The sequence below is a fragment of the Streptomyces sp. NPDC052682 genome (genome assembly GCF_040678435.1).
Taxonomy (GTDB): Bacteria; Actinomycetota; Actinomycetes; order Streptomycetales; family Streptomycetaceae; genus Streptomyces.
Genome location: NZ_JBFATS010000016.1, coordinates 51,015 through 74,468, shown reverse-complemented (window position 1 = coordinate 74,468; position 23,454 = coordinate 51,015). Strand labels below are relative to the sequence as shown.

The following is a 23,454-nucleotide window of genomic DNA, read 5'->3' as shown; positions in this document are numbered from 1 at the left end:
GGGTCAGGCCGCGCTGTTCAGGGCCGGCAGGTAGCCGCCCGACTGGCCGGCCGCCGTCGGGTGGTACGACTCGCCGATGTTCAGCCAGTTGACGCTGTGCAGCCAGGAGCTGCCGGAGCAGATCTCGTGGCCGGTGAAGGTGCCCCGGACGTCACCCCAGGTGAAGCCGTGGTCGGCGGCGCGCTTGGCGATGGCGGCGTCGAGGTGGTCGGCGGCGGCGTTGATGGCCTTGCGCTTGGTCTCCGACAGGCCGAGGCAGGTGGTGCCGAGCTTGTAGAAGCGGGGGTAACCGAGCACGACGACGTGGGCGTTGGGGGCCTTGGAGCGGATCGCGGAGTACACGCTGTCGAGCTTGCCCGGGAGCGTGGAGTCGACGTAGGCCTTGGCCGTGTCGATGCGGGACAGGCAGGCGCTGTCGGACTGGATCACACAGGTCGTCATGACGTCGGCGAAACCGGCGTCGTTGCCGCCGATGGTCACCGAGACCAGGGCCGTACCGGCGTTGAGGGGGCCGAGCTGATTCGCCAGAACGTCACCCGTTCGGGCACCCGAGCAGGCCGTGAAGGCGAACGACGAGGGTGAGTGGGCGGCGGCCCAGAGGTACGGAAACGCCTTGGTGCTGCGCTTGCAGTCGCCGCTGGAGCTGTCGTAGCTGCCGGCTCCGACACCGGAGGAGTAGGAGTCGCCGAGCGCCACATACCCGCCGGATCCGGCGAGTTGGTCCGCCTGCGCCGTCGCGGCCCCGGTGAGGGCGGTACCGGCGGCCAGGAGCAGGGAGCTCAGGAACAGGACAAGTCGGGAACGTCTCATGGAACCTCCCTTTAGCAGGATCTCTGCCTTAACTGTCGTAGCAATGACGCGCGTTGACGGGAAGTGTCCATGCCAAGACTTTTCACCCTGTTCCGTACAGCGCCCACCCGCTCGCCCCGCGGTTTATTTCATGGGCATGACAGATTTGTTGACAGGTGTTCAACTCCCTTGTTCGGCGCCTGTGGCCGACCCAGGCTTTACTCCGGCCCGGAGCGGAACGCCACGCTCCCGGTCGTGTGCGCGAGCCCGCGCACACCCCCACATGCGCGTGCCCCACCCGGGCGCGCGCCGCCTGGAGGAGGACTCCCTCGTCATGGCACCACTGCCCAGCAAGAGATTCCGGTTCGCCGCGCTCACCTCTGCCGCGGCTGCCGCCCTGGTCGGCGGACTCACCGCGCTGCCCGCCCAGGCCGCCCCCGCCGAGGGGACGGTGCTCGCCGCCAACTCCCCGACCGCGGTCAAGGACAGCTACATCGTCACGCTCAAGAAGGGCGCGGGACTGAAGGCCTCTTCGGCGGCGGGCCGGGATCTCGTCGAGGAGTACGGCGGCACGGTGGACAAGACGTTCGGCAAGGCGCTGAACGGCTACACGGCCACCCTCTCCGCCGCCGAGGCCCGGCGGCTCGCCGCCGACCCGGCGGTGGCCTCCGTGGAGCAGAACCAGCGCGTCCGGCTGGCCGACACCACCCAGTCCAGCGCCCCGTGGGGCCTGGACCGCATCGACCAGACCTCCCTGCCGCTCTCCGGCACCTACACCTACCCGGACAGCGCGGGCAGCGGGGTGACGGTCTACGTCATCGACACCGGCGTCCGGATCACGCACCAGCAGATCAGCGGACGGGCCTCCTACGGCTACGACGCCGTCGACGGTGACACCACCGCCTCCGACGGCAACGGCCACGGCACCCACGTGGCCACCACGGTGGCGGGCTCGACGTACGGCGTCGCCAAGAAGGCGAGGATCGTGGCCGTGCGCGTGCTGGACAACAGCGGCTCCGGCACCACCGCGGGCGTGATCGCCGGCATCGACTGGGTCACCAGGAACCACTCCGGTCCCTCGGTCGCCAACATGTCGCTCGGCGGCGGCGCCTCGGCCTCGCTCGACACGGCCGTGCGCAACTCCATAGCCAGCGGCGTCACCTACGCGGTCGCGGCGGGCAACAGCAGCACCACCGCCTCCTCGTCCTCCCCGGCCCGGGTCTCCGAGGCCATCACGGTCGGCGCGACCACCAGCACGGACGCCAAGGCGAGCTACTCCAACTACGGCTCGGCCCTGGACATCTTCGCGCCCGGCTCCTCCATCACGGCGGGCTGGAACACCAGCGACACGGCCACCAACACCATCTCCGGCACGTCGATGGCGACCCCGCACGTGGCGGGCGCGGCGGCCGTCTACCTGGCGGGCCACACCTCGGCTACCCCGGCGCAGGTCGCCTCGGCGCTGGTGAACGGCGCCACCACCGGCAAGGTCACCAGCGCGGGCAGCGGCTCCCCGAACCGGCTGCTGAAGATCGTGCGGTAACCCGCACCTCGTGCTCTCACGTCCGTGCCCCGGTGGCCGTTTCGGCCTCCGGGGCACGGCTGTCCGGAGGGCCGGAACCGTTCGCTCACCTCTTCGCCCCGTTGCGCTCGCCCGCCTTCCGGTCATCCTGGGACGGACGGAAACAGCCCGTATCCCACACAACGCACGCCGGCGACGGCAAAACCAACAAAAACGTGAGAGCTCGTTCCAGGCCTTGCCATACAGGTTCAATCGTCAATACCGTCATACATCTCACCCGCATCGGTCCGTCAGTTACGCGGCTCCAGGGGAGGGCTCAGGGACCGCGACGTACCGGCGCGGGGCGCGGTAGGGGGGTGCCGTGCTCGGTGACCAGTAACGGGGATCGAGCCGTGCCGCGCGGTCGGCTGCCGTTTTTCCGCGGCCCGGCCAGCTTTGCCAGCTCGCCCGGCGTGCCGGAGCTTCCGCCTCGGTGTGCCCGGGTGACTACCAACCCCCCTTTCGAACCGGACGAACAGCCGGGCCGCCCGGGGGCGGGCGGTCCACCGGACGAGAGGGACCAGACTCATGAGCTCAGTGCTCCAGCCGGCGGCGGCAGAACCGCGTCCGCCGGTGTCCAGGACGTACCGGCCCGTCTCCTCGCACCTGGCCATCGCGCCGCCGGTGAGCGTGGTGATACCGGCCATGAACGAGGCGGAGAACCTGCCGTACGTCTTCAAGACCCTGCCCGACTGGATCCACGAGGTGGTCCTGGTCGACGGCAACTCCACCGACGACACCGTCGAGGTGGCCCGTGCGCTGTGGCCCGGCGTGAAGGTCGTCGAGCAGCGCGGCAAAGGCAAGGGCGACGCCCTGATCACCGGGTTCCAGGCCTGCACCGGCGACATCATCGTGATGGTCGACGCGGACGGCTCGGCCGACGGGGGCGAGATCGTCTCGTACGTCTCGGCGCTGGTCTCCGGCGCGGACTTCGCCAAGGGCTCCCGCTTCGCCAACGGCGGCGGCACCGACGACATGACCTTCATCCGCAAGCTCGGCAACCGGGCGCTGTGCGCCGTGGTCAACCGCAAGTTCGGCGCCCGCTACACCGACCTGTGCTACGGGTACAACGCGTTCTGGCGGCACTGCCTGGACAAGATCGACCTCGACTGCACCGGCTTCGAGGTCGAGACGCTGATGAACATCCGGGTCGTCAAGGCCGGGCTGAAGGTGCAGGAGATCCCGAGCCACGAGTACCTGCGCATCCACGGCACCAGCAATCTGCGGGCCGTGCGGGACGGGTTCCGGGTGCTCCACGTGATCCTCAAGGAGCGCTCCAACCGGCGTGCGCTGCGCCGCCGTACCCGGCACGCGCGGATGCTGCAGTCGGTGCGGGGGGAGGTGTCTTGAGCGACCGTCACCGGTCCTCGCCCGGCATCTCCGTGGTCATCTGCGCCTACACCGAGGACCGTTGGGAGGACATCCTCGCGGCGGTCGCCTCGGTGCGGGCGCAGGCGTACCCGGCGCTGGAGACGCTGCTGGTCGTGGACCACAACCAGGCGCTGCTGGACCGGCTGGACAAGGAGTACAAGGAGGTCGCGGACGTCCGGGTGCTCGCCAACGCGGGCCCCCGCGGCCTGTCCGCCGGCCGCAACACCGGGATCGCGGCCTCGCGCGGTGAGGTCGTCGCCTTCCTCGACGACGACGCCGTGGCCGAGCGGGACTGGCTGAAGCACTTCGCTTCCGGCTACACCGACCCGCGGGTCATGGCGGTCGGCGGCCGGACCGAGCCGGTCTGGGCGTCGGGCCGCCGGCCCGCCTGGTTCCCGGAGGAGTTCGACTGGGTGGTGGGCTGCACGTACCGGGGCCTGCCGCGAGGCCGGGTCCGGGTGCGCAACGTGCTGGGCGGCAACGCCTCGTTCCGGCGCAGCGCCTTCAACGCGGCGGGCGGCTTCGCCACCGGCATCGGCCGGGACGGTGACAAACGCCCGCTGGGCTGCGAGGAGACGGAGCTGTGCATCCGCCTCAGCCGTGCCCGGCCGGACGCGGTCCTGCTGATCGACGACCGCGCGGTGATCCACCACCGGGTGCCGCGGGCCCGCGAGCACTTCCGGTACTTCCGCACCCGGACCTACGCGGAGGGCCTGTCCAAGGCCCTGGTCTCCCGCAGCGTCGGCGCGGACAAGGGCCTGGAGTCCGAACGCCGCTACACCACCCGGGTCCTGCCCGCCGGCGTCGCCCGCGGCCTGCGCGACGCCCTGCTGCTCCGCCCCGGCGGTGCGCAGCGCGCGGGCGCGATCGTCACCGGGGTGCTCACGGCGGCGGGGGGTTACCTGGTGGGCAGCGTGCGGGCCCGCCGGGGCGGGGCCGCCTTCTGCGTGCCCCCGGTGGAGGGGGCCGGGCATGGCTGACGTCCCCGTGCCGATCCTGATGTACCACGCCGTCGCCGCCGCGCCGAACGAGGCGACCCGGGAGCTGTCCGTGACGCCGCAGGCGTTCGCGGAGCAGATGGCGGTGCTCGCGGAGTCGGGCTGCACGCCGGTCACCACCGCCGACCTGGCGGCGAGCTGGCGGGACGGGCGGGCACTGCCCGAGCGGCCCGTGCTGATCACCTTCGACGACGGGTACGAGGGCGTGCACCGGCACGCCCTGCCCGCGCTCGCCCAGCACGGCTTCCCGGCCACGCTGTTCGTCACCACGGGCTGGCTGCGGGGCCCGTACGACACCGGGGGCGCCCTGGACACCATGCTCGACTGGGACCAGGTGCGCGAGCTGGCCCGCTCCGGCGTGGAGATCGGCGGGCACAGCCACCGCCACCCACAGCTTGACCAGCTGTCCGACGCGGCCCTGCGCTTCGAGCTGATCCACTGCAAGGAGATCATCGCCGACCGGCTGGGCACCGTACCGGCCTCGTTCGCCTATCCGTACGGCTACTCCAGCCGCCGGGTGCGGCAGGCGGTGCGCGAGACCGGGTACGCCCAGGCGCTCGCCGTCGGCAACGACCTGGCGCGGCGCCGGCAGGGGCCGTACGCCCTGCGGCGGGTCACCGTGCGGCGCCGCACCGGCATCGAGGAGTTCGAGCGGGTGGTGCGGGGGCGGGCCGTCGCCCGGACCTTCGCCAGGGACCGTGCCCTGACCAAGGCGTACGCCGTGGTGCGCAGGGCGCGGCAGGCCGCCCGCAGGGCCGCCGGCGCACGGTGAACGGGCGCCGCGCGCACCCTGGGAAACGGGGTGCGCGCGGCGTCCCTGTGCCGGATCATGGGCGGCATGTCTGCGCACCCACACGACGCTCTGCCGATCCGGCTCACCGTCGACGACAGCGACTCCCCGTCCGACGTCGTCGACGCGCTGTTCCTCGGCCGCTTCGCGACGGGCGAGCAGCCGTACGCGCACGCCGCGAACATCGACCGCGTCCGCTCCGGGGTGACCCTCCTGCCGCCCGGCGCCCGCGTGCTGCGGATGGCCCGGGACGACGACCGCAGCGCCACGCTGGCGGAGGGCGACGGCTGGACGCTGCTGGTCTCCCGCTGGAACCGGGGCGCCGACGTCACGGTGACCGCGACCAGCGCCGAGCTGGCGCAGCAGATCCTCGACCAGGCCACGGACGGCGCGGCCGACGAGCCCGAACCGCAGCCGGAGAACGTCACCATGGGCTTCTGGTACGTCTCCCCGCGGCGCGGCCCGCACCGTACGACCCGTCAGATCGCGGCCGGTACGTGGGACGAGGTGCGGGCCAACTACACCGCGCCGGTCGCGGACGCCATGGACCGCCTGATGAAGACGACCCCGCAGGACATCGCGGGCCGGCTGCTCCTGCTGCACGGCCCGCCGGGCACCGGCAAGACCTCGGCGCTGCGGACCCTCGCCCGTTCCTGGCGGGACTGGTGCCAGGTGGACTGCGTGCTCGATCCCGAGCGGCTGTTCTCCGACGTGGGTTACCTGATGGACATCGCGATCGGCGAGGACGATCCCAGCGGCAAGGGCCGCTGGCGGCTGCTGCTCCTGGAGGACTGCGACGAGCTGATCCGCGGCGAGGCCAAACACACCGCGGGCCAGGCCCTGTCACGGCTGCTGAACCTGACCGACGGCCTGCTCGGCCAGGGCCGCAACGTCCTGGTCGGGGTCACCACCAACGAGGATTTGGAGCGCCTGCACCCGGCCGTCGTCCGCCCGGGCCGCTGCCTGGCCCGCATCGAGGTGGGCCCGCTCACCCGTACGGAGGCGGTGAGCTGGCTGGGCCGGGAGGACGGCGTCGGCCGGGACGGGGCCACGCTCGCCGAGCTGTACGCGCTGCGCCGGGGCACCGCGCCGACCGCCTTGCCGGAGCCGCGGGGCGGGACGGAGGCGGGACTCTACCTGTAGCCCGGACCCGCCGGTGCTTTGATGGTCGTATGACCCTGTTCGTCGGGACCTCGGGGTGGCAGTACAAGGACTGGCGCGAGGTGCTCTACCCCGCGGGGCTGCCGACCCGGCTCTGGCTGGAGGAGTACGCGGCGCACTTCGCCACGGTGGAGATCAACAACGCCTTCTACCGGCTGCCGTCCCGGCAGACCTTCGAGGCGTGGCGGGAGCGGGTGCCCGGCGACTTCACGGTCGCGGTGAAGGCGAGCCGCTACCTGACCCACATCAAGCGGCTGAAGGACCCCGAGGAACCGGTCGGCCGTCTGATGAGTCACGCGGCCGGCCTCGGTGACCGGCTGGGCCCGGTCCTGCTCCAGCTGCCGCCCACCCTGCGCGCCGACCCGGCCCTGCTGGACGCCTGCCTCGCCTGCTTCCCGGCCTCGACCCGGGTCGCGGTCGAGCCGCGCCACGACTCCTGGTGGACGCCCGAGGTGCGCGCGGTGCTGGTGGCCCGGGGCGCGGCGCTGTGCTGGGCCGACGTGCTGGCCCGCCCCGTGACGCCGCTGTGGCGCACCACCGGCTGGGGCTACGTCCGCTTCCACCAGGGCCGCGCGCAGCCGTGGCCGCACTACGGCCGGCGCTCGCTGGAGACCTGGTTGCACCGCATCGCCCTCACCTGGCCCGACGGCCAGGACGTGTACGCCTACTTCAACAACGACCCGGGCGGGGCCGCCGTACGGGACGCGGTGGCCTTCGGCCGGCTGGCGAGAACGGCGGGCCTGGCCACGACCCGCACCCCGCCCCACCCCACACGGGTCGCCTGACCCGCACCGCTCTCCCGCCCTACGGACGTTCCCCCACGACGGCACCCACCGCCGGCAACGCGACCCGCCCCTGCGGACACCCCGGCCACCGCCGACTGCCCGCGGTCCCGCACGGGGGCGGGCAAAGGCAACCACATGCCCGGCAGCGACGCCCTCCCGCGACGGCGGCCCCGGCCGCACCACCACAACGGCACCGAACCCGCAGGCGGCGCGACCCGCCCCCGCGAACAGCCCGGCCACCGCCCGACTGCCCGCGACACCGGCCGGGGCTGCGGGGCAACGCCCTCCCCGCCTGCCGCACCATGACCGCCACCGGCCACCGCAGCGCGGCCCGCCCCTGTCGGGCGGCGTCCTACTCTCCGTAAGCCGCCCGCAGGGCGTCCCGTGCCGCGGTCAGGGCGGCGTCCTCCGTCAGGCCCAGCCGCCGGGCCCGCTCGGCATAGGCCTGCGCGGCCGACGCCAGTTCGCGCTCCGCCGCCGAGCCCGCGGCGGCGACGAACGTGCCGTTGCGGCCCCGCGTCTCGATGACGCCGTCCGCCTCCAGCGCCCGGTACGCCTTGGCCACGGTGTTGGGGGCGAGGCCCAGCGACTCGGCCAGGCCCCGCACTGTCGGCAGCCGGTAGCCCACGGGCAGCGCACCCGACCGTGCCTGTGCGGAGATCTGCGCCCGCACCTGCTCGTAGGGCGGGGCGTGGTGGTCGAGGGAGATCTTCAAGGTCACGCAGTGATTGTCCCGTACCCGCCGGAAATTGAGAGGCACGGCCGTGTGTGCCCCGCGTAGCGTGCGGCCCCATGACCGTGATCGTGCGCGACCTGCGTCCCGAGGTGCGGGCGGACGCCGAGGGCTTCTCCCGTGTCCGCCGCCTCGCCCTGCCCTTCATGCTCTCCACCCCCGAGGCGGTGCTCCACGCCCTCACCCACACCCCTCCTCAGGCCCACTTCACCCAGCTCGTCGCGGAGGAGGACGGGAAGATCATCGGCACGGCCCAGGTCGGCCTCGCCCACGACAGTCCCGAGCCCGGCCAGGGCTACCTCAACATCTACGTGCACCCCGACCGGACGAGGCGCGGCGCCGGTTCGCTGCTGGTGCGCACCGCCGAGGAGCGTCTGGCGGGCCTGGGCGCCCGCAAGCTGTTCGCCTGGGTACTGGACGAGCCGCACCACCGCGCCTTCGCCGAACGGCACGGCTACCGGGCCGGCCGCTCCGCCTGCTTCCTGCGCCTGGACCTGGCGAACGTCCCTCTGCCGCCCCGCGAGGACCCGCCGCCCGGCGTCGAGCTGCGTACGGCCGCCGACTTCGCGGACGACCCACGCCCGCTGTTCGAGCTGGACGCGGAGACCTCGTCGGACGAACCGAGCGACATCGACACCGCCTTCAGCGACTACGGGGCGTGGGTCGAGGAGTACTGGAAGCACCCTCTCCTCGACCGCAGCCTGACCTCGGTGGCTCTGGTGGACGGCCGCCCCGCCGCCTTCAGCGTCGCCTACACGGACGGCTCCCGGTACGGCACCGCCATGACCGGCACCGCCCGCGCGCACCGGGGCCGGGGCCTGGCCAAGCTCGCCAAGAACGACTCCCTGCACCGCGCCCGCACCGCCGGGTACACCGAGGCCTTCACGGGCAACGACACCGGCAACACACCGATGATCGCCATCAACAAGTGGTTCGGGTACGAGGTCTGCGCGACGGAGGTGCGGTATGTCCGCGAGCTCGGCTGACGCGGCGGACGAGGTGGAGGTCGTCCTGGTCAAGGCGGGCCGGACGAAGATCCGTTACCGGGCCGCGCTGCTGGCCGACGACGGCACCCGCATCACCGTGCGCGCCCCCTGGGCGGGCGAGGGCGTGCGCGACTTCGGCTTCGTCCGCTTCGAGCCCGGGGACGTGTTCACCGAGCACTACTGGCGGGACCGCTGGTACGCCGTGAAGGAGGTCCGGGCCGCCTCGGGCGCGCTCAAGGGCTGGTACTGCGACGTCACCCGCCCCGCCGTGCGTGCCGGCGCGGAGCTGGTCGTGGAGGACCTCGACCTGGACCTGTGGTGCTCGGCGGACGGCACGGACGTACGGCGTCTGGACGAGGACGAGTTCGCCGCGAGCGGTCTGGCGCGCACGGACCCCGAAGCCGCGTCGGCGGCCCTGGCCGCGCTCGACGAACTGGAGGCCCTGGCCCGCGGCGGCGGCCTGAGCGCGCCGCCGGCCTGAGGCTCAGCCCGTCATCACCACCACCGCGTACCGCTCGTCGTGCACCTGCCTGCCCCACAGCAGCGGGTCGTCCGACAGCCGCTCCACCCGCACGTGCCCGGCCGGCGGGGTGAGCAGGGCGGTGAGCACGTCCGCCGGTATGCCGACCGGGCTGACCGTGCCCCACACGCCCTCGACCAGCACCATCCGCCCGCCCGGCCGCAGCAGCCCCCGCCAGTGGCGCAGGGCGCGGGCGGGATCGGGCAGCGCCCACAGCACGTGCCGGACCAGGACGACGTCGAAACGCCGCTCGCCGACCGGCGGTGCCGCCGCGTCACCGGGCAGGAACACCGCGTCGTGTCCGGCCAGTTTCTCCCTGGCCCGGGCCACCATGGCCGGGGCGCGGTCGATCCCGGTCACGCGGTGTCCCTGTTCCGCGGCGAGCAGCGACAGGCTGCCGGTGCCGCAGCCGAGGTCCAGCACATCCCCGGCCCGGGCCGGCAGCCAGGAGCGCAGCCGGCCGGCCCACGCCCGGCGCACCTCGGCATCGCGCAGTCCGTGGTCCGGCTCGTCGTCGAAGACGGCGGCCTCGGCGTCCCAGTCGATGGTCCCGCTCTCGTCCGTCATGGCCCCAGGGTGACACCTGCCACTGACAACCGGATCGTGACTGCCGCCACTGACAGACCCGTGGCGATGAGAAACGCTCCCGCGAAAGGTCTGCCTCCGTGAGAACACGGAACCCGGTAGGCCCTGAGGGAGGCAGCCATGCGCCGTGTCACCGTGCACAAGCCCCTGAAGAAGACGGACACCCGCCGGGTCCGCGAGGAAGCCGACGAGCGCCCCGCCGTGCGCCCGGAGATCCGCAAGGACATCGCCCGCACCTGGTGGCCGGACGCCTGAGCCGGCCGGCGGATCACTCCCGCCGCTCACGGTGACGCACGCCGTCCTGGGGCACGTACGCCGTCCTGGAGCACGAAAGCCCTCCCGTGTCCCGCCCGGGCCCGCCCCCTGTCTCAGCGCAGGCTGAGCACTCCCTTAAGACGACCCTAAGGATCTCCCTGTCCGGCCTCCGGCAGGGGTTTCCCGGCTCTCCGGGGCTAGTTTCGGATCACCCCCGCGGGATGGCCGACGACCTGGCCCCGAGAGCCCCCCGGGGATGTCCCCTTCCAGGAACGTTCGAGGAGTTCCCGCATGCCCGCACGCCGCATGCCCGCACGCCGCAAGGCCGCCACCGTCGCCGCCCTCGGCACGGCCTCGCTCGCCCTGGCCGCCCTGAGCGCCGCTCCGGCGGCCGCGCACGGGTCGATGGGCGACCCGGTCAGCCGGGTGTCGCAGTGCTACGCCGAGGGCCCGGAGAACCCGAGGTCGGCCGCCTGCCGCGCGGCGGTCGCGGCCGGCGGCACACAGGCCCTCTACGACTGGAACGGCATCCGCATCGGCGACGCGAACGGCCGCCACCGGCAGCTCATCCCCGACGGTCACCTGTGCAGCGCGGGCAACGAGGAGTTCAAGGGCCTGGACCTGGCCCGCGCCGACTGGCCGGCGACCCCCGTCAAGGCCGGTTCGTACTCCTTCAAGTACCGCGTGACCGCCCCGCACAAGGGCACCTTCACGGTGTACGTCACCAAGCCCGGCTACGACCCGGCCGAGCCGCTGGCCTGGGACGACCTGGACCTGGCGCACCCGGTGGCGACGGCCACCGACCCGGCCGCCGCGGGTGGCTTCTACGCCTTCACCGGAACCCTGCCCGAGCGGTCCGGACGGCACGTGCTGTACGCGGTCTGGCAGCGCTCGGACAGCCCGGAGGCGTTCTACTCCTGCTCGGACGTGACGTTCGGCGGCACCGGCACGCCTGCCGGAGGCGGCGGCTCCCCGGCCCCGACCGCGTCCGCGCCGACCGAGCGGCAGATCGAGGACGGCACCGACAAGTCGACGATCGAGCACGGCGGGCACGGCGACGATGATCCCGCCACGTCGGCGGAACCGGCCTCCGCCCCCTCGGCCCCCGCCCACGGCAGCGTTCCCCACCGGCCCGAGGCGGCCGGTGGCACCCCGCGCAGCCTCACCCCCACCGGGGCCGCCTCCGCCTCCCCGGGTCTCGCCAGAACCGCCGCCTCCCCCGGCCTCGCCGAGACCGGCGGCGACGGCGGCACCCCGTACGTCGCGATCGCCGGTGCGGCCACCGTGGCGCTCGGCTCGGCGGCCCTGGTCCTGTCGGCCCGGCGGCGCGCCACGAGCGGCGCACGGCACGGCCGCTGATCACAGCCCGGGGCCTGTCCGGCGGCTCAGGCCGGACAGGCCCCGTACCACCGTCCACCGCGCCTCACCACGCGGGCCGCACCGGCCCCTGCGGCGCGATGCGCAGCAGCCGCTCGCGCAGCGCGTGCACCTCCTCCTCCCCCAGCACCCCGGCCCACGCCGCCACCGCCTCCGCGGCCGCCTCCTCCGCGGCCCGGGTACAGGCCCAGCCCCGCTCGGTCAGCACGACCAGGCGGGCCCGGGCGTCCTGCGGGTGCGGCCGCCGCTCGACGTATCCCTTGCGGACGAGCTCGTCGACGAGCTGAGCGGCGGCCTGTTTGGTGACCCCGAGGTGGGCCGCGAGGCCGGTGGCCGTCGCCCCGCCGGGGGCGAGCCGGGCGAAGGCGAATCCGTGGGCGGGCCGCACGTCCTCGAAGCCGCGGGCCACCACGCCGTCATGGATGCGCTGCGTGAGGTCCCCGGCGACGGCGAGGAGGGCGGCGGACAGGGACAGGGCCTCGGAGTTCTGCACGGGGGCATTCAAACACCCTTGACGAATTGGTCAAGCAGCTTGACCATATAGACAAGCCACTTGACCTTCTGGAGGCAGCCGTGCCCGTCGTCCACCCGCCCGAAGCCGTCGTCCACGAGATCCACGGCGTCCGTTTCGTCTCGTACGCCACCCCGCACACCGGCAGCGAGGACCTCTGCGCCTGGCGCGGTGAGATCCCCGCCGGCACCAAGGCCCCCGCCCACACCGTCTCCAAGGAGGAGATCCTCCACCTCCTCGACGGCGAACTGCTCGTCACCCTCGACGGCGAGCAGCACCGCGTCACCGCCGGGGACACCGTGATCGTCAACGCGGGCAGCACCCTGGCCGTCGAGAACCCGGCCGACCGGACCGCCCTGACCTGGGTCACCACCCTCCTCGGTCTGGAGGCGACGCTGGCCGACGGCACGCGCATCTCGCCTCCGTGGGCCAACTGACACCCGCCCGGGACGCGTCAGGCGGCCAGCGACCCCGGGATCACCGCCCGCGGCCCGAACTTCGCCCGGGCCCGGTCCGCGACCTCCTCGATGCGGCGCAGCTTCTCGTCCGCCGGGTCCAGGGAGAGCTGGTGGGAGGCCTGCTCGGCGGGGGCGAGCCCCTCGGCGCGCAGGGCGACCAGCCGGACCCGGGCGCGTTGCAGGCCGAGCGCCTCGTACAGGGCGTACGCCGTCCTCGTCAGGTCCGCCGAGTGCGCGGTCGGTTCCCGCAGGGTGCGGCTGCGGGTGGTGGCCGAGCGGTCGGCGTAGCGGACGGTGAGGGTGAGAGTGCGGCACACCTTGTCCAGGGCGCGCAGCCGGGCGCCCAGTTCCTCGGCGGCGGAGAGCAGGGCGCGGCGGTGCCGTTCGGGGTCCAGCTCGTCCCGTCCGAAGCGCCGTTCGGCGGCGAGGGAGCGGGACACCGCGTTCGGCACGACCCGGCCGCGGTCGATCCCGTGCGCCTTGTCGTGCAGCTCGCGGCCGGCCCGCGCGCCGACCAGCCGCTGGAGCGTGGACAGCGGGGCGGCGGCGACCCGGCCGAGGGTGTCCAGGCCGTACTCCTCCAGGGTGCGGGCGGTCGCGGCACCGACGCCGGGCAGCGCGGCGACCGGCTGCCGCGCGAGGAACTCGGCGACGGCGCCGGGTTCGCCGGGGACCGCGTGGATCGCGCCGGGCGGGGCGTCGCGCACCGCCATCCGGGCCAGCAGCGGGCCGGGCCCGGCGCCGATCGCGCAGTCGACGCCGTACAGGGCGAGCGACCGGACCCGGATCACCGAGGCCAGTTCGACGGCGTCGCGCCCGAAGTACCGCTCGGCACCGCCCAGATCGGCCAGCGCCGCGTCCGGCGGCAGGGCCTGGACGACGGGTGTGAACTCCTCCAGCATGCCGAGCAGCCGGGGCAGGGCGTCCTCGAACAGCGGCGGCAGCTGGAAACGTACGCAGAGGATGGTCATCCCGCACTCCCCGGACTCTGGTGCCACAACTTCCTTCCCACCGCGGGCCCCTCACCCGCGGGGCGCAGATCGGCCCAGGGGTGCATCTCGTACCCCGTGGACATCCGGATGCGCCGCTGCTCCATGGGGTCCTGGGCCGCGGAACCCGCCGGAGCGGGCTGTCCGTCCGAACCGGCCAGCCGCCTGCGGGCCGCAGCGTCGGCGTCGGCGCCGGTGTCCCCGGAGCCGCCCTGGCCGGCCAGCCGGGCCGCGACGCCCTCCAGCCCCTCCTCCCGGCGCACCTCCAGCAGCTCGGCGAGGTTCCAGGCGGCGGCGCCCACCACGCTGAGGCTGCGCGGGCCGCGGCGCTGCACCACCCCGCGCACCAGCAGCAGCCAGGAGTGGAAGACGGTGTGGGCGCAGGCGTCGTGCGAGTCGTCGAAGAAGGCGAGGTCGACCAGACCCGTGCCGTCGTCCAGCGTGGTGAAGATGACCCGCTTGCCGGACCGGATCGGCGGGGTCTGGGTGGCCGCCTTGGCGCCCGCGACCAGCACCGTCTCCCCGTGCCGGGCCTGCCGCAGCCGCCGCGCCGAGACCACGCCCAGCTCGTCGAGGAACATCCGGTGGTCGTCCATCAGGTTGCGCGAGGCGTCCATCGACAGCACGCCCAGCTCCGCGCTGAGCCGCTCCGCCGGGGTCAGGTCGGGCAGCCCGGCCGGGGCCGTCTTCCGGCCGCCGGCGAGCGGGAGCTGACCGCCGCCGGAACCTCGCGCACCCCGGTGCAGTTCGGTCAGATGCAGTTGCAGGTCACGGCGGTTGGCGCCGAACGCGTCCAACGCGCCCACCTGGGCGAGCCGCTGGGCGAGCGGGCGGCTGGGCCGGGCCCGTTCCCAGAAGTCGAGCAGGGAGGCGTACGGCTGGCCCTCCTCGATCCGCAGCGCCTCGGCCTCGCTGATGTTGTGCACGTCGGACAGGGCCAGCCGAAGTCCCCACACCCCAGGCGATTCAGACACCAGTTCGATCCGGTGGGCGACCCCCGACGTGTTCACATCCAGCGGCAGGATCGGCACCCCCTGCCGCCGGGCGTCCGCCAGCAGCAGCCGCTTGGGGTACATACCGGGGTCGTGGGTGAGCAGCCCCGCGTAGAAGGCGGCGGGGTGATGGGCCTTCAGCCAGGCCGACTGGTACGTCGGGACGGCGAAGGCGACCGCGTGCGCCTTGCAGAAGCCGTACGACCCGAAGGCCTCGACGATCTCCCAGGTCCGCCGGATCGTCTCCGCGTCGTACCCCCGGGCCTGCGCGCACCGCGCGAACCACGCCTTGATCCGCCCCTGCGCCTCCGGGTCGGACAGCCCGCGCCGCGCCTGGTCGGCCTCGCCGCGCCCGCAGCCGGTCAGGATGCGGACGATCTCGATGATCTGCTCGTGGAAGACGACGACCCCGTACGTCTCCTTCAGCGGTTCCTCCAGGTCCGGGTGCGGATAGCGCACCGGCGCCCGCCCGTGCCGTGCCGCGATGAACGGCCGCACCATGTCGGCGGCGACCGGGCCGGGCCGGAACAGCGAGATGTCGACGACGAGATCGTGGAACGTGGCCGGTTGGAGCCGCCCGACCAGGTCCCGCTGCCCCGGCGACTCGATCTGGAAGCAGCCCAGCGTCTCGGTGGACCGGATCAGCCGGTACGTGGCCGGATCGCCCGGCGGCACCGCGTCCAGGTCGATCCGCTTCCCCGTCACCCGCTCCACCTCGGCGACCGCGTGCGCCATCGCCGACTGCATCCGCACGCCCAGCACGTCCAGCTTGAGCAGCCCGAGGTCCTCCACGTCGTCCTTGTCGAACTGCGACATGGGGAAGCCCTCCCCGCTGGTCGGCATGACCGGCGTACGGGCGAGCAGCGAGGCGTCGGACAGCAGCACCCCGCACGGGTGCATGGCGACCCCGCGCGGCAGCGCGTCCAGGGCCTCGACCAGCTCCCACAGCCGCCCGTACCGCTCCTTCTCCCCGGCCAGGGCGCGCAGCTCGGGCAGCTCCTCCAGCGCCGCCCGGGCGTCCCGGGCGCGGATGTGCGGGAAGGACTTGGCGATGCGGTCGATGTCGGCGGGGTCCATGGACAGGGCGGCACCCACGTCTCGGATCGCGTGCCGCACCCGGTACGTCTCCGGCATCGCGACCGTCGCGACCCGCTCGGTGCCGAACCGGTCGATGATCGCGCGGTAGACCTCCAGGCGGCGCGCGGACTCCACGTCGATGTCGATGTCGGGCAGCACCACCCGTTCCTTCGACAGGAACCGCTCCATCAGCAGCCCGTGCTCGACCGGATCGGCGTGCGCGATGCCGAGCAGGTGGTTGACCAGGGAGCCCGCACCGGAGCCGCGCGCGGCGACCCGGATGCCCATGGCGCGTACGTCGTCGACGACCTGGGCGACCGTCAGGAAGTAGGAGGCGAAGCCGTGGTGGGCGATGATGTCCAGCTCGTGGTGCATCCGCTCCCAGTACTCCCGCCGCCGGTCGTACCCGAGCAGCACCATGCCCGCCGCCGCCCGGGAGGCGAGCGCCCGCTGGGCGGTGCGGTGCCCGGCGCCGACGAGGTGCGGCTCGGGGAAGTGGACGGTGCCGATGCCGAGGTCGCCCTCGGGGTCGACGACACACTCGGCCGCGGTCGCCCGGGTCTGCTCCAGCAGCCGGTGCGCGGCCTCCCGCCGGAACCCCGCGGCCTCCACGACCCGCTCGGCCGCCCGGACCATGGCGCCCGCGTCCTTCAGCCAGGCCTCACCGGAGTCCAGCCCCTTGGCGGGGTCGACGGGAACCAGCCGGCGGGCGGCGTCCAGGACGTCGGCGACCGGCCCCAGGCCGGGGTCGGCGTAGCGCACGGCGTTGCTGAGCACGGGCCGCACCCGCTGCTCGGCGGCGAAACCCAGGGTCCGGGCGGCCAGGCGCAGGGAGCCGGGGCCGGTCCCCTTGCGGCCGTGCCAGACCGCCTCCAGCCGCAGGGCGTCGCCGTAGACCTCCCGCCAGGGCGCGAGGAGCCGCGCGGCCCGGTCGGGCCGCCCGGCGGCCAGCGCCCGGCCGACGTCGGAGTCGGAGCCGAGCAGGACGGTCAGCCCCTCGCCGCGGTGCTCCGCCCAGGGCAGCAGGGGCACGCCCTCGCCCGCATGCGCCGCAGTAACGATTCTGCACAGCTCGGCCCAGCCCCGGGCGCCGTCCCGGGCCAGGAAGGTGACGCGGGGCGCCGACTCGTCGACGAAGGCGCCGCCGCGCACCGGGGTGCGCCGCTTCTCCTTCCGTACGGGTTCGGCTCCCGCCACCGCCAGCTCCGCGCCGAACAGCGGGCGGACGCCCGCCTTCGCACAGGCCTTGGCGAAGCGGACCGTGCCCGCGAGGGTGTCCCGGTCGGTGAGCGCCAGCGCGTCCATCCCCCGCTCGCAGGCGCGCTCGGCCAGCCGCTCCGGGTGGGAGGCCCCGTACCGCACGGAGAACCCGGAGACGGTGTGCAGATGCGTGAACCCGGACAAACACGCACCTCCCACCAGACTCTCGAACGTCTGTTCCCAGCTATCGCACTCCCACCATAAACCAATTTTCGAATGTGTGTGCGACATCCGTTCGGCCCCGTCCACCTGCGCAAACACCCTCCGCCCAGGACGGTGGGGGCATGCACGCCGACTCTCCGCGTCCCTCGTTCGGGACCGAACTGAGGGACGCCGTCACCCCGCGGGCCACACTGCTGGTGGTCGGCGTCCTGGCCCTCCAGCTCCTCTTCATCGCCTCCTATGTAGGCGCCCTGCACGACCCCAAACCCCGGGACGTGCCCTTCGGTGTGGTGGCCCCCCGCGCCGCGGCCGGGCAGGCGGTCGCCCGGCTCGAGCGCCTGCCCGGCTCCCCCCTGGACCCGCGCGCCCTCCCCGACGAGGCGACGGCCCGTGAGCAGCTGAGGAACCGGGACATCGACGCGGCCCTGCTGATCGACCCCGCCGCCCCCACCGACACCCTCCTGGTCGCCTCCGGCGGCGGCAGGGTCCTGTCCACCGCGCTGACCACCCTGACCACGAACCTGGAGGCGTCGCAGCGCCGCACGGTGCGCACGGTCGACGTGGTCCCCTCCGCCACCCGCGATCCCAACGGGCTGTCCCCCTTCTACCTGGTCGTCGGCTGGTGCGTGGGCGGCTACCTGTGCGCCGCGGCCCTCGCGATCAGCGCCGGAGCGAAGCCGTCCGACCCGCGACGCGCGGTGCTCCGCCTCCTGGTCACGGCCCTGTTCGCGGCCGTCGGCGGGCTCGGCGGGGCGGTGATCGTCGGCCCGGTCCTGGACGCCCTGCCGGGGAGTACGGCGGCCTACTGGGGCCTGGGCGCCCTGATCGTCTTCGCGGTCGGCGCGGCCACCCTCGCCTTCCAGGGTCTGTTCGGCACCGTCGGCATCGGACTGGTCATCCTGCTCGTGGTGGTCCTCGGCAACCCGAGCGCGGGCGGCGCCCTGCCCCCACCCCTGCTGCCCCCGTTCTGGAAGGCCGTCGGCCCGGCCCTGCCCCCGGGCGCGGGCACCTGGGCGACCCGCTCGCTCGCCTACTTCGAGGGCAACGCCATGGCCTCCGCACTCCTGGTGCTGGCGGCCTGGGCGGCGGCGGGAACGGCGATCACCCTGCTGGCGGCGGCACGGCATCCCCGGCCGCGGTGACGGACCAGGCGGCACAGCCGCGCACGCCCGCCGCCGAGCCCGCAGGGCACCGCAGCCCTCCCCACCCCGCCCGCGGACACCCGAAAGCCCCCGCACACCCGAGGTGTGCGGGGGCTCGAGGCTCCTGCCGGCTTCCTGCCGCGAGGGCCTAGTAGACGCTGACGCCGTACGCGCTCAGGGCCTCGGTGACGGGCTGGAAGAAGGTCGTACCGCCGGAGGTGCAGTTGCCGCTGCCGCCGGAGGTCAGGCCGTACGCGGTCCCGTTGCTGCCGTAGAGCGGGCCGCCGGAGTCGCCGGGCTCGGCGCAGACCGTGGTCTGGATCAGGCCGGAGACGATGTCGCCGCCCCCGTAGTTGACGGTCGCGTTCAGGGCGGTGACCCGGCCGCTGTGGGTGCCGGTGGTGGAGCCGTCACGGATGACGGTGGTGCCGACGCTCGGCGTGGCGGCACGGGTGATGTCCACGCCCCCCGCGGTGCCGGGCTTGCTGACGGAGGTGTTGGTGTACCGGACGATGCCGTAGTCGTTGCCCGGGAAGCTGGACCCGGACGTCGAGCCGAGGACCGTGGTGCGGCCCGAGTTCGAGTACCAGGTGCCCGCGCCGTCGGTGCAGTGACCGGCGGTCAGGAAGTACGACGCCCCGCTGCTGTCGCGGACGTTGAAGCCGAGGGAGCAGCGCCAGCTGCTCGCGTAGATGGCGTCGCCGCCCTCGATCAGCTTGCTGAACTTGCCGGGCGTGCGCTTGATGGTGAGCGCGTCGGCGTTGGCCCCGGCCTGCTGCTTGATCTTGGCGATCTCGGCCTGGGAGACCGTGCTGTCGACGGTGACGAGGACCCGGTTGGTCTTGCTGTCGACGGCCCAGGCGGTGCCCGGGATGTCGGCCTTCAGCACGGAGGCGCTGGCGCTCTTGAGAGCGGAGGCGCTGAAGGTGGTGGGGGTGTCGGACGCGTTCGCGCTGGGGACCGCGATCGCGGCGGCGGCCACGAGGCCGGTGGATACGGCGATCAGCCGGGTCCGTCTCGAAATGCCGCTGCGGGGAGTGGTGCGCTTGATCCTCACTTTGCGTTCCTCCGAAGGGGAAGTAGGGGGCCCTCGTGGGGTTGGGCCCGTGAGGCGCAGCCAGGGCACCCGGCCATCCGGATTCCGGACACGCCGTGCCCCTGACAAGCGCTGTGGGGGAGTATTCGGCCGAACGGACGGTCGGCGCAAGGGTGCCTTTCGGCCGAGGGCCTTTGAACCATCTGCGCCGCTTGCCCCCTGACGCCTGCTCAGCGCCCGGCCGGTGACCGGCGCGGCCGTGCGGCGCGCGGACGGGGACCACCGGCTCGCCGGACTTCCCGAGCTGTCCGGAAGTCACCCTTCCGGTTGGTCCGGCGAGCCGGTGTTCCCCCTGTCCGCTCAGCAGTCGCAGCCGCACCCGTCGCAGCAACAGCCGTCACATTCGCCGCAGCACTCACAGCAGTTGCAGCAGTCTCCGCACCCGCTGCAGTCGCAGTTGGTGCACGGCGACTCCTTGCGCTGCCCGGTCCAGGGGTCCTGGTACGTGCCGCAGCACAGCTGGCAGGTGCAGGCCATCCCCAGCCACACCGCGCAGCCCGCGAGCAGTCCGCGCCGGCGGTGCGGCGGCTCCGGGGGCGGCGGGGCGCCGGGTCCGCCGGGTCCGCCGGGGCCGGGCGGCGCGTAAGGGCCGGCCCCGTGGGCACCCCGCACCCCGTGCGCGCAGGAAACCGTACCGAAGGCACGGTCGACGGAGGCGGACAGTTCGTGGGCGAGCAGCCGGTGCGCGAGCCTTCCGTCGGTGAACTCGACCTCACGCAGGGCGAGTCGGATGCCGTGCACGGCGTCGTCGGCGAGCCGCCGGGCCTCGGTGAGCGGGGTGCCGGTGGCGGTGAGCGGGTTCCAGGCGCCCGAGGCGGCGTCGGCCTCCCGGTCCTCGACAGCGTCCAGGAGGTGCGCGAGCCGCCCGAAGAGCCGCCCGGCCTCCGCGAGCGGCCCGGCGTTGCCCGGCCTCCCGGCGAGGATCGCGGTGTGCGCGAAGGCGGCGGCGGTCGCGGTCTCGGTCGGCTCGGTGACGGCGAGCAGGGGCGTGCCCGGCCCGGCGAGCGCCTCGATCCCCGTCTGCCGCTCGACGGCGTCGAGGAGGACGGCGGTGTCGAACCCGACGTCGGAGCCGGTCCGCGCCCCCGCCCGGTCCCAGCGCGCGGCGACCCGGCGCGCGGCGAGCGCCACCGGGCGGCGGGCCAGCAGTCCGTCCCCGTCGGCGAGATGGTCGCGCACCTTGGCGGAGGCGAGCACCAGCGACACGGCCGCCGCGAGCCGCGCGCCCTCGCCCTGGGCGACGGACGCGGTGCGCATCCCGCGCAACGGGCACGGCCCCGCCGTACGCCGCCCTCCGTCACCCGGTGCGGCCTGAGCCTCCGTCAACACGGATATGAGCAGCCCGTCATAGTTCGTCACGATGCGGGCGAGCTGACCGTGGTCCCCGCGCAGGGCCAGGCACAGCCCGCACAGATGCGCCAGCCACTGCGCCGAGAGTTTCTCGCCGAGCCGGTGCCGGCAGGGCCTGACCATTCCGAACACGATGTCCCCCGTGGTGCCTACGACGTTGAGTCGCCGGGCATCGTATCGATCACCGTGTTCACCCGTACGCACCGCTCATCACCCGTACGCCGGGAGAAATCATATTTCACTCCCGGTCAGCAACCGTTTACGTCAAGACCCTTGGGACATACGGACTCTCGACGGATCGGCTGTGCACCAGTACCGTCACAAACCCCCCGCGCGGCGTCTATCCACTTGGCGCACCGTCCGCATCATGGATGACGATAGGGATGCGGAAAGCACGAAAGACCGCTGTGAGAGGAGGCGTCCATGGGATCGGTACGCAAGGCAAGTGCCTGGCTTGGCCTCGTCGACGACAACGAAGACGAGCGTTACTACGACGACGACTACTCCGACGGGACCGACTCCGGGGATGCCTGGGTCACCGATCCGCGGGTCAAGGTGGCCTCGGACGTCGCCGAGGAGAGAGGCCGCCGGATCGGCACGGTGACGCCGGACAGCTTCCGGGACGCCCGCGCCATCGGCGAGATGTTCCGGGAGGGGGTCCCGGTCATCATGAACCTCACCGCCATGGACCCCGCCGACGCCAAGCGCGTGGTCGACTTCGCGGCCGGGCTCATCTTCGGCCTGCGCGGTTCCATCGAGCGGGTCTCCAACCGCGTGTTCCTGCTGAGCCCGGCCGACACGGAGGTCGTCAGCGGCGAGGCGGCCGCGCACCGCACGGACGGCTTCTTCAACCAGAGCTGAGGCGGGGCCGCTCATCGGCCCGCCACCCGGCGGGTTCTACCGGAACGCGTCGAGTCCGGTGAGCGCCTTGCCCAGCACGAGCTGGTGCATCTCTACGGTGCCCTCGTAGGTGAGCACCGACTCCAGGTTGGTCGCGTGCCGCATCACGGGATACTCCAGGGAAATCCCGTTGGCCCCCAGGATCGTACGGGCCGTACGGCAGATCTCGATCGCCTCCCGCACATTGTTGAGCTTGCCGAAGCTGACCTGCTCGGGACGCAGGCGGCCGGCGTCCATGCGCCGCCCCAGATGATGGGCGAGCAGAATTCCCTTGTGCAGTTCCACCGCCATGTCGGCGAGTTTGGCCTGCGTCAGCTGGAAGCCCCCGATGGGCCGTCCGAACTGCTCGCGTGTCTTCGCGTAGTCGAGCGCCGCCTCGAAACAGGAGCGGGCCGCTCCCATCGCACCCCAGACGATCCCGTAGCGGGCGTGCGACAGACAGCTGAGGGGGCCCTTCAGGCCGGTGACCCCGGGCAGTACGGCGTCGGCGGGCAGCCGTACGTCGTCCAGCACCAGCTCGCTGGTGACGCTGGCGCGCAGGGACCACTTGTGCTTGATCTCGGGCGCGGAGAACCCGGCGCTGTCGGTCGGCACGACGAAGCCGCGGATGCCGTCCTCGGTCCGCGCCCACACCACGGCGACCCCGGCGACGGATCCGTTGGTGATCCACATCTTCCGCCCGCTGAGGATCCAGTCGGAGCCGTCGCGCTTGGCGTAGGTGCGCAGGGAGGCGGGGTCGGAGCCGTGGTCGGGCTCGGTGAGCCCGAAGCATCCGATGACCTCGCCGGCGGCCATGCGGGGCAGCCAGTGCTGCTTGTGCTCCTCACTGCCGAACCGGTGGAGGGCGTACATGGCGAGGGAGCCCTGCACGGAGACCAGCGAGCGGATCCCGGAGTCGGCGGCCTCCAGCTCCAGGCAGGCCAGTCCGTACTGCACCGCGCTCGCGCCGGCGCACCCGTACCCGGTGAGCGACATCCCGAGGGCTCCGATGGCCCCCAGCTCGCGGGCGAGCTCCCGGATGCCGGGCAGCTCCCCCTTCTCGTACCACTCGGCCACATACGGCAGAACCCGGTCCGCGGCCCAGGCCCGTACGGTGTCCCGGACGGCGAGGTCCTCCGGCGCGAGCAGGTCGTCGAGGCCGAGGGGGTCGGCGGGGTCGAAGGGGGGCAACTTCGCGGACGCGGACATGGGACACCCTCCCGGGACTCGAAAACTAGCACTGCTAGACGCAGTGTGCCGCACACCGCGGGGGGTCTCCCACCCACGCACCACCCGTAACTGCCGACCGCGAGGTGGAGGTCGCCCGTGGTGGGGGCGCGGCGCCGTCGGCGGCTTGCGGCACGGTGGTCGTCCCTCACGGCCACCGATAACGCCCGGCCGGGAGCCGGATGCCCCCGGCGGGAGGCGCGGCGCCGTCGGGCGGACGGCGGGCGCGGCGCCGTCGAGCAGTCTGCGGCGCGGCGGTCGCGCGCCACCCACAGCGACCGAACCGGACGCCGGATGCCCCCGCCGCGGGCGCGGCGTCGTCGGGCCGCCTGCGGCACCGTGGTCGCCGCCCCTCACACGCCACCCCCACAGCCACCCGCAGCCGCCGACGGTGAGCGGG

General features: G+C 73.5%; 22 protein-coding genes. 13 read left to right on the top strand and 9 right to left on the bottom strand.

Going from position 1 to position 23,454, the window contains the following annotated elements; genetic code table 11:
- Positions 1-3: 3 nt before the first annotated feature.
- Positions 4-810, bottom strand: a complete 807-nt coding sequence (locus tag AB0K80_RS24440; RefSeq protein WP_365673018.1) for an SGNH/GDSL hydrolase family protein — start codon at positions 808-810, stop codon at positions 4-6.
- 313 nt (positions 811-1,123) lie between these two features.
- Between AB0K80_RS24440 and AB0K80_RS24435 the strand changes: the two genes are divergently transcribed.
- The 6 genes from AB0K80_RS24435 (at position 1,124) to AB0K80_RS24410 (ending at position 7,455) form a co-directional block, all read left to right on the top strand.
- A complete protein-coding gene (locus AB0K80_RS24435; protein ID WP_365673212.1) occupies positions 1,124-2,332 on the top strand; it encodes a S8 family peptidase in 1,209 nt (402 codons plus the stop codon).
- Between the two features lie 546 nt (positions 2,333-2,878).
- Positions 2,879-3,700 carry a glycosyltransferase family 2 protein gene (locus AB0K80_RS24430; protein WP_365673016.1) on the top strand — a complete coding sequence of 274 codons (822 nt, stop codon included), beginning with the start codon at positions 2,879-2,881 and terminating at the stop codon, positions 3,698-3,700.
- Positions 3,697-4,701 carry a glycosyltransferase family 2 protein gene (locus AB0K80_RS24425; RefSeq protein ID WP_365673015.1) on the top strand — a complete coding sequence of 335 codons (1,005 nt, stop codon included), beginning with the start codon at positions 3,697-3,699 and terminating at the stop codon, positions 4,699-4,701. Before AB0K80_RS24430 ends, AB0K80_RS24425 begins: the two co-directional genes overlap by 4 nt.
- A complete protein-coding gene (locus AB0K80_RS24420) occupies positions 4,694-5,491 on the top strand; it encodes a polysaccharide deacetylase family protein (RefSeq protein WP_365673014.1) in 798 nt (265 codons plus the stop codon). Before AB0K80_RS24425 ends, AB0K80_RS24420 begins: the two co-directional genes overlap by 8 nt.
- A gap of 66 nt (positions 5,492-5,557) precedes the next feature.
- A complete protein-coding gene (locus AB0K80_RS24415) occupies positions 5,558-6,652 on the top strand; it encodes a DUF5925 domain-containing protein (RefSeq protein WP_365673013.1) in 1,095 nt (364 codons plus the stop codon).
- Between the two features lie 29 nt (positions 6,653-6,681).
- Positions 6,682-7,455, top strand: coding sequence for a DUF72 domain-containing protein (locus tag AB0K80_RS24410; RefSeq protein ID WP_365673010.1), 774 nt, complete (start codon positions 6,682-6,684; stop codon positions 7,453-7,455).
- 352 nt (positions 7,456-7,807) lie between these two features.
- Here the strand turns inward: AB0K80_RS24410 and AB0K80_RS24405 are convergent, their stop codons facing one another.
- A complete protein-coding gene (locus AB0K80_RS24405; protein WP_365673008.1) occupies positions 7,808-8,176 on the bottom strand; it encodes a GntR family transcriptional regulator in 369 nt (122 codons plus the stop codon).
- A 71-nt stretch (positions 8,177-8,247) separates the two neighbouring features.
- Between AB0K80_RS24405 and AB0K80_RS24400 the strand changes: the two genes are divergently transcribed.
- Together AB0K80_RS24400 and AB0K80_RS24395 are read left to right on the top strand one after the other, a co-directional pair.
- Positions 8,248-9,174 carry a GNAT family N-acetyltransferase gene (locus AB0K80_RS24400; RefSeq protein ID WP_365673006.1) on the top strand — a complete coding sequence of 309 codons (927 nt, stop codon included), beginning with the start codon at positions 8,248-8,250 and terminating at the stop codon, positions 9,172-9,174.
- The gene (locus AB0K80_RS24395; RefSeq protein ID WP_365673004.1) at positions 9,155-9,655 is read left to right on the top strand and encodes a DUF402 domain-containing protein; all 501 of its coding nucleotides are present in this window, start codon (positions 9,155-9,157) and stop codon (positions 9,653-9,655) included. Before AB0K80_RS24400 ends, AB0K80_RS24395 begins: the two co-directional genes overlap by 20 nt.
- A gap of 3 nt (positions 9,656-9,658) precedes the next feature.
- Here AB0K80_RS24395 and AB0K80_RS24390 read toward each other — a convergent pair whose 3' ends face one another.
- Positions 9,659-10,261 carry a class I SAM-dependent methyltransferase gene (locus tag AB0K80_RS24390; protein WP_365673003.1) on the bottom strand — a complete coding sequence of 201 codons (603 nt, stop codon included), beginning with the start codon at positions 10,259-10,261 and terminating at the stop codon, positions 9,659-9,661.
- 138 nt (positions 10,262-10,399) lie between these two features.
- On the opposite strand from AB0K80_RS24390, the gene AB0K80_RS24385 reads away from it, so the two are divergent.
- Both AB0K80_RS24385 and AB0K80_RS24380 read left to right on the top strand, forming a co-directional pair.
- Entirely contained in the window at positions 10,400-10,534 is a 135-nt protein-coding gene (locus tag AB0K80_RS24385) for a hypothetical protein (RefSeq protein ID WP_365673001.1), read from the top strand.
- Between the two features lie 306 nt (positions 10,535-10,840).
- Positions 10,841-11,893 (top strand): lytic polysaccharide monooxygenase, encoded by a 1,053-nt coding sequence (locus tag AB0K80_RS24380; protein ID WP_365673209.1) that lies wholly within the window; start codon positions 10,841-10,843, stop codon positions 11,891-11,893.
- 64 nt (positions 11,894-11,957) lie between these two features.
- Here AB0K80_RS24380 and AB0K80_RS24375 read toward each other — a convergent pair whose 3' ends face one another.
- On the bottom strand, positions 11,958-12,404 hold the full coding sequence (locus AB0K80_RS24375; RefSeq protein ID WP_365672999.1) for a MarR family winged helix-turn-helix transcriptional regulator: 447 nt from the start codon (positions 12,402-12,404) through the stop codon (positions 11,958-11,960).
- Between the two features lie 80 nt (positions 12,405-12,484).
- Here AB0K80_RS24375 and AB0K80_RS24370 point away from each other — a divergent pair, with 80 nt between their 5' ends.
- Positions 12,485-12,859, top strand: a complete 375-nt coding sequence (locus AB0K80_RS24370) for a cupin domain-containing protein (RefSeq protein WP_365672997.1) — start codon at positions 12,485-12,487, stop codon at positions 12,857-12,859.
- A gap of 17 nt (positions 12,860-12,876) precedes the next feature.
- Here the strand turns inward: AB0K80_RS24370 and AB0K80_RS24365 are convergent, their stop codons facing one another.
- Positions 12,877-13,851 carry a hypothetical protein gene (locus AB0K80_RS24365; RefSeq protein ID WP_365672995.1) on the bottom strand — a complete coding sequence of 325 codons (975 nt, stop codon included), beginning with the start codon at positions 13,849-13,851 and terminating at the stop codon, positions 12,877-12,879.
- Positions 13,848-17,342, bottom strand: coding sequence for a DNA polymerase III subunit alpha (locus AB0K80_RS24360; RefSeq protein WP_365672993.1), 3,495 nt, complete (start codon positions 17,340-17,342; stop codon positions 13,848-13,850). Before AB0K80_RS24360 ends, AB0K80_RS24365 begins: the two co-directional genes overlap by 4 nt.
- 140 nt (positions 17,343-17,482) lie before the next feature.
- Here AB0K80_RS24360 and AB0K80_RS24355 point away from each other — a divergent pair, with 140 nt between their 5' ends.
- Positions 17,483-18,502: a DUF3533 domain-containing protein gene (locus tag AB0K80_RS24355; RefSeq protein WP_365672991.1), complete on the top strand. Its 1,020-nt coding sequence runs from the start codon at positions 17,483-17,485 to the stop codon at positions 18,500-18,502.
- A 148-nt stretch (positions 18,503-18,650) separates the two neighbouring features.
- On the opposite strand, the gene AB0K80_RS24350 is transcribed toward AB0K80_RS24355, so the two are convergent.
- Together AB0K80_RS24350 and AB0K80_RS24345 are read right to left on the bottom strand one after the other, a co-directional pair.
- On the bottom strand, positions 18,651-19,559 hold the full coding sequence (locus AB0K80_RS24350; RefSeq protein ID WP_365672989.1) for a S1 family peptidase: 909 nt from the start codon (positions 19,557-19,559) through the stop codon (positions 18,651-18,653).
- Positions 19,560-19,898: 339 nt separating this feature from the next.
- Positions 19,899-21,080, bottom strand: coding sequence for a DUF5685 family protein (locus AB0K80_RS24345; RefSeq protein ID WP_365672988.1), 1,182 nt, complete (start codon positions 21,078-21,080; stop codon positions 19,899-19,901).
- Between the two features lie 291 nt (positions 21,081-21,371).
- Between AB0K80_RS24345 and AB0K80_RS24340 the strand changes: the two genes are divergently transcribed.
- Complete coding sequence (locus AB0K80_RS24340) at positions 21,372-21,809, top strand: cell division protein SepF (protein ID WP_365672986.1); 438 nt, start codon at positions 21,372-21,374, stop codon at positions 21,807-21,809.
- Between the two features lie 36 nt (positions 21,810-21,845).
- On the opposite strand, the gene AB0K80_RS24335 is transcribed toward AB0K80_RS24340, so the two are convergent.
- A complete protein-coding gene (locus AB0K80_RS24335) occupies positions 21,846-23,036 on the bottom strand; it encodes an acyl-CoA dehydrogenase family protein (RefSeq protein WP_365672985.1) in 1,191 nt (396 codons plus the stop codon).
- Between the last annotated feature and the right edge of the window lie 418 nt (positions 23,037-23,454).

Coding starts and splice junctions, on each gene's coding strand:
- AB0K80_RS24410 (WP_365673010.1), top strand. CDS start 6,682: ATGACCCTGTTCGTCGGGACCTCGGGGTGGCAGTACAAGGACTGGCGC.
- AB0K80_RS24435 (WP_365673212.1), top strand. CDS start 1,124: ATGGCACCACTGCCCAGCAAGAGATTCCGGTTCGCCGCGCTCACCTCT.
- AB0K80_RS24395 (WP_365673004.1), top strand. CDS start 9,155: ATGTCCGCGAGCTCGGCTGACGCGGCGGACGAGGTGGAGGTCGTCCTG.
- AB0K80_RS24380 (WP_365673209.1), top strand. CDS start 10,841: ATGCCCGCACGCCGCAAGGCCGCCACCGTCGCCGCCCTCGGCACGGCC.
- AB0K80_RS24440 (WP_365673018.1), bottom strand. CDS start 810: ATGAGACGTTCCCGACTTGTCCTGTTCCTGAGCTCCCTGCTCCTGGCC.
- AB0K80_RS24400 (WP_365673006.1), top strand. CDS start 8,248: ATGACCGTGATCGTGCGCGACCTGCGTCCCGAGGTGCGGGCGGACGCC.
- AB0K80_RS24415 (WP_365673013.1), top strand. CDS start 5,558: ATGTCTGCGCACCCACACGACGCTCTGCCGATCCGGCTCACCGTCGAC.
- AB0K80_RS24390 (WP_365673003.1), bottom strand. CDS start 10,261: ATGACGGACGAGAGCGGGACCATCGACTGGGACGCCGAGGCCGCCGTC.
- AB0K80_RS24340 (WP_365672986.1), top strand. CDS start 21,372: ATGGGATCGGTACGCAAGGCAAGTGCCTGGCTTGGCCTCGTCGACGAC.
- AB0K80_RS24385 (WP_365673001.1), top strand. CDS start 10,400: ATGCGCCGTGTCACCGTGCACAAGCCCCTGAAGAAGACGGACACCCGC.
- AB0K80_RS24365 (WP_365672995.1), bottom strand. CDS start 13,851: ATGACCATCCTCTGCGTACGTTTCCAGCTGCCGCCGCTGTTCGAGGAC.
- AB0K80_RS24430 (WP_365673016.1), top strand. CDS start 2,879: ATGAGCTCAGTGCTCCAGCCGGCGGCGGCAGAACCGCGTCCGCCGGTG.
- AB0K80_RS24420 (WP_365673014.1), top strand. CDS start 4,694: ATGGCTGACGTCCCCGTGCCGATCCTGATGTACCACGCCGTCGCCGCC.
- AB0K80_RS24335 (WP_365672985.1), bottom strand. CDS start 23,036: ATGTCCGCGTCCGCGAAGTTGCCCCCCTTCGACCCCGCCGACCCCCTC.
- AB0K80_RS24355 (WP_365672991.1), top strand. CDS start 17,483: ATGCACGCCGACTCTCCGCGTCCCTCGTTCGGGACCGAACTGAGGGAC.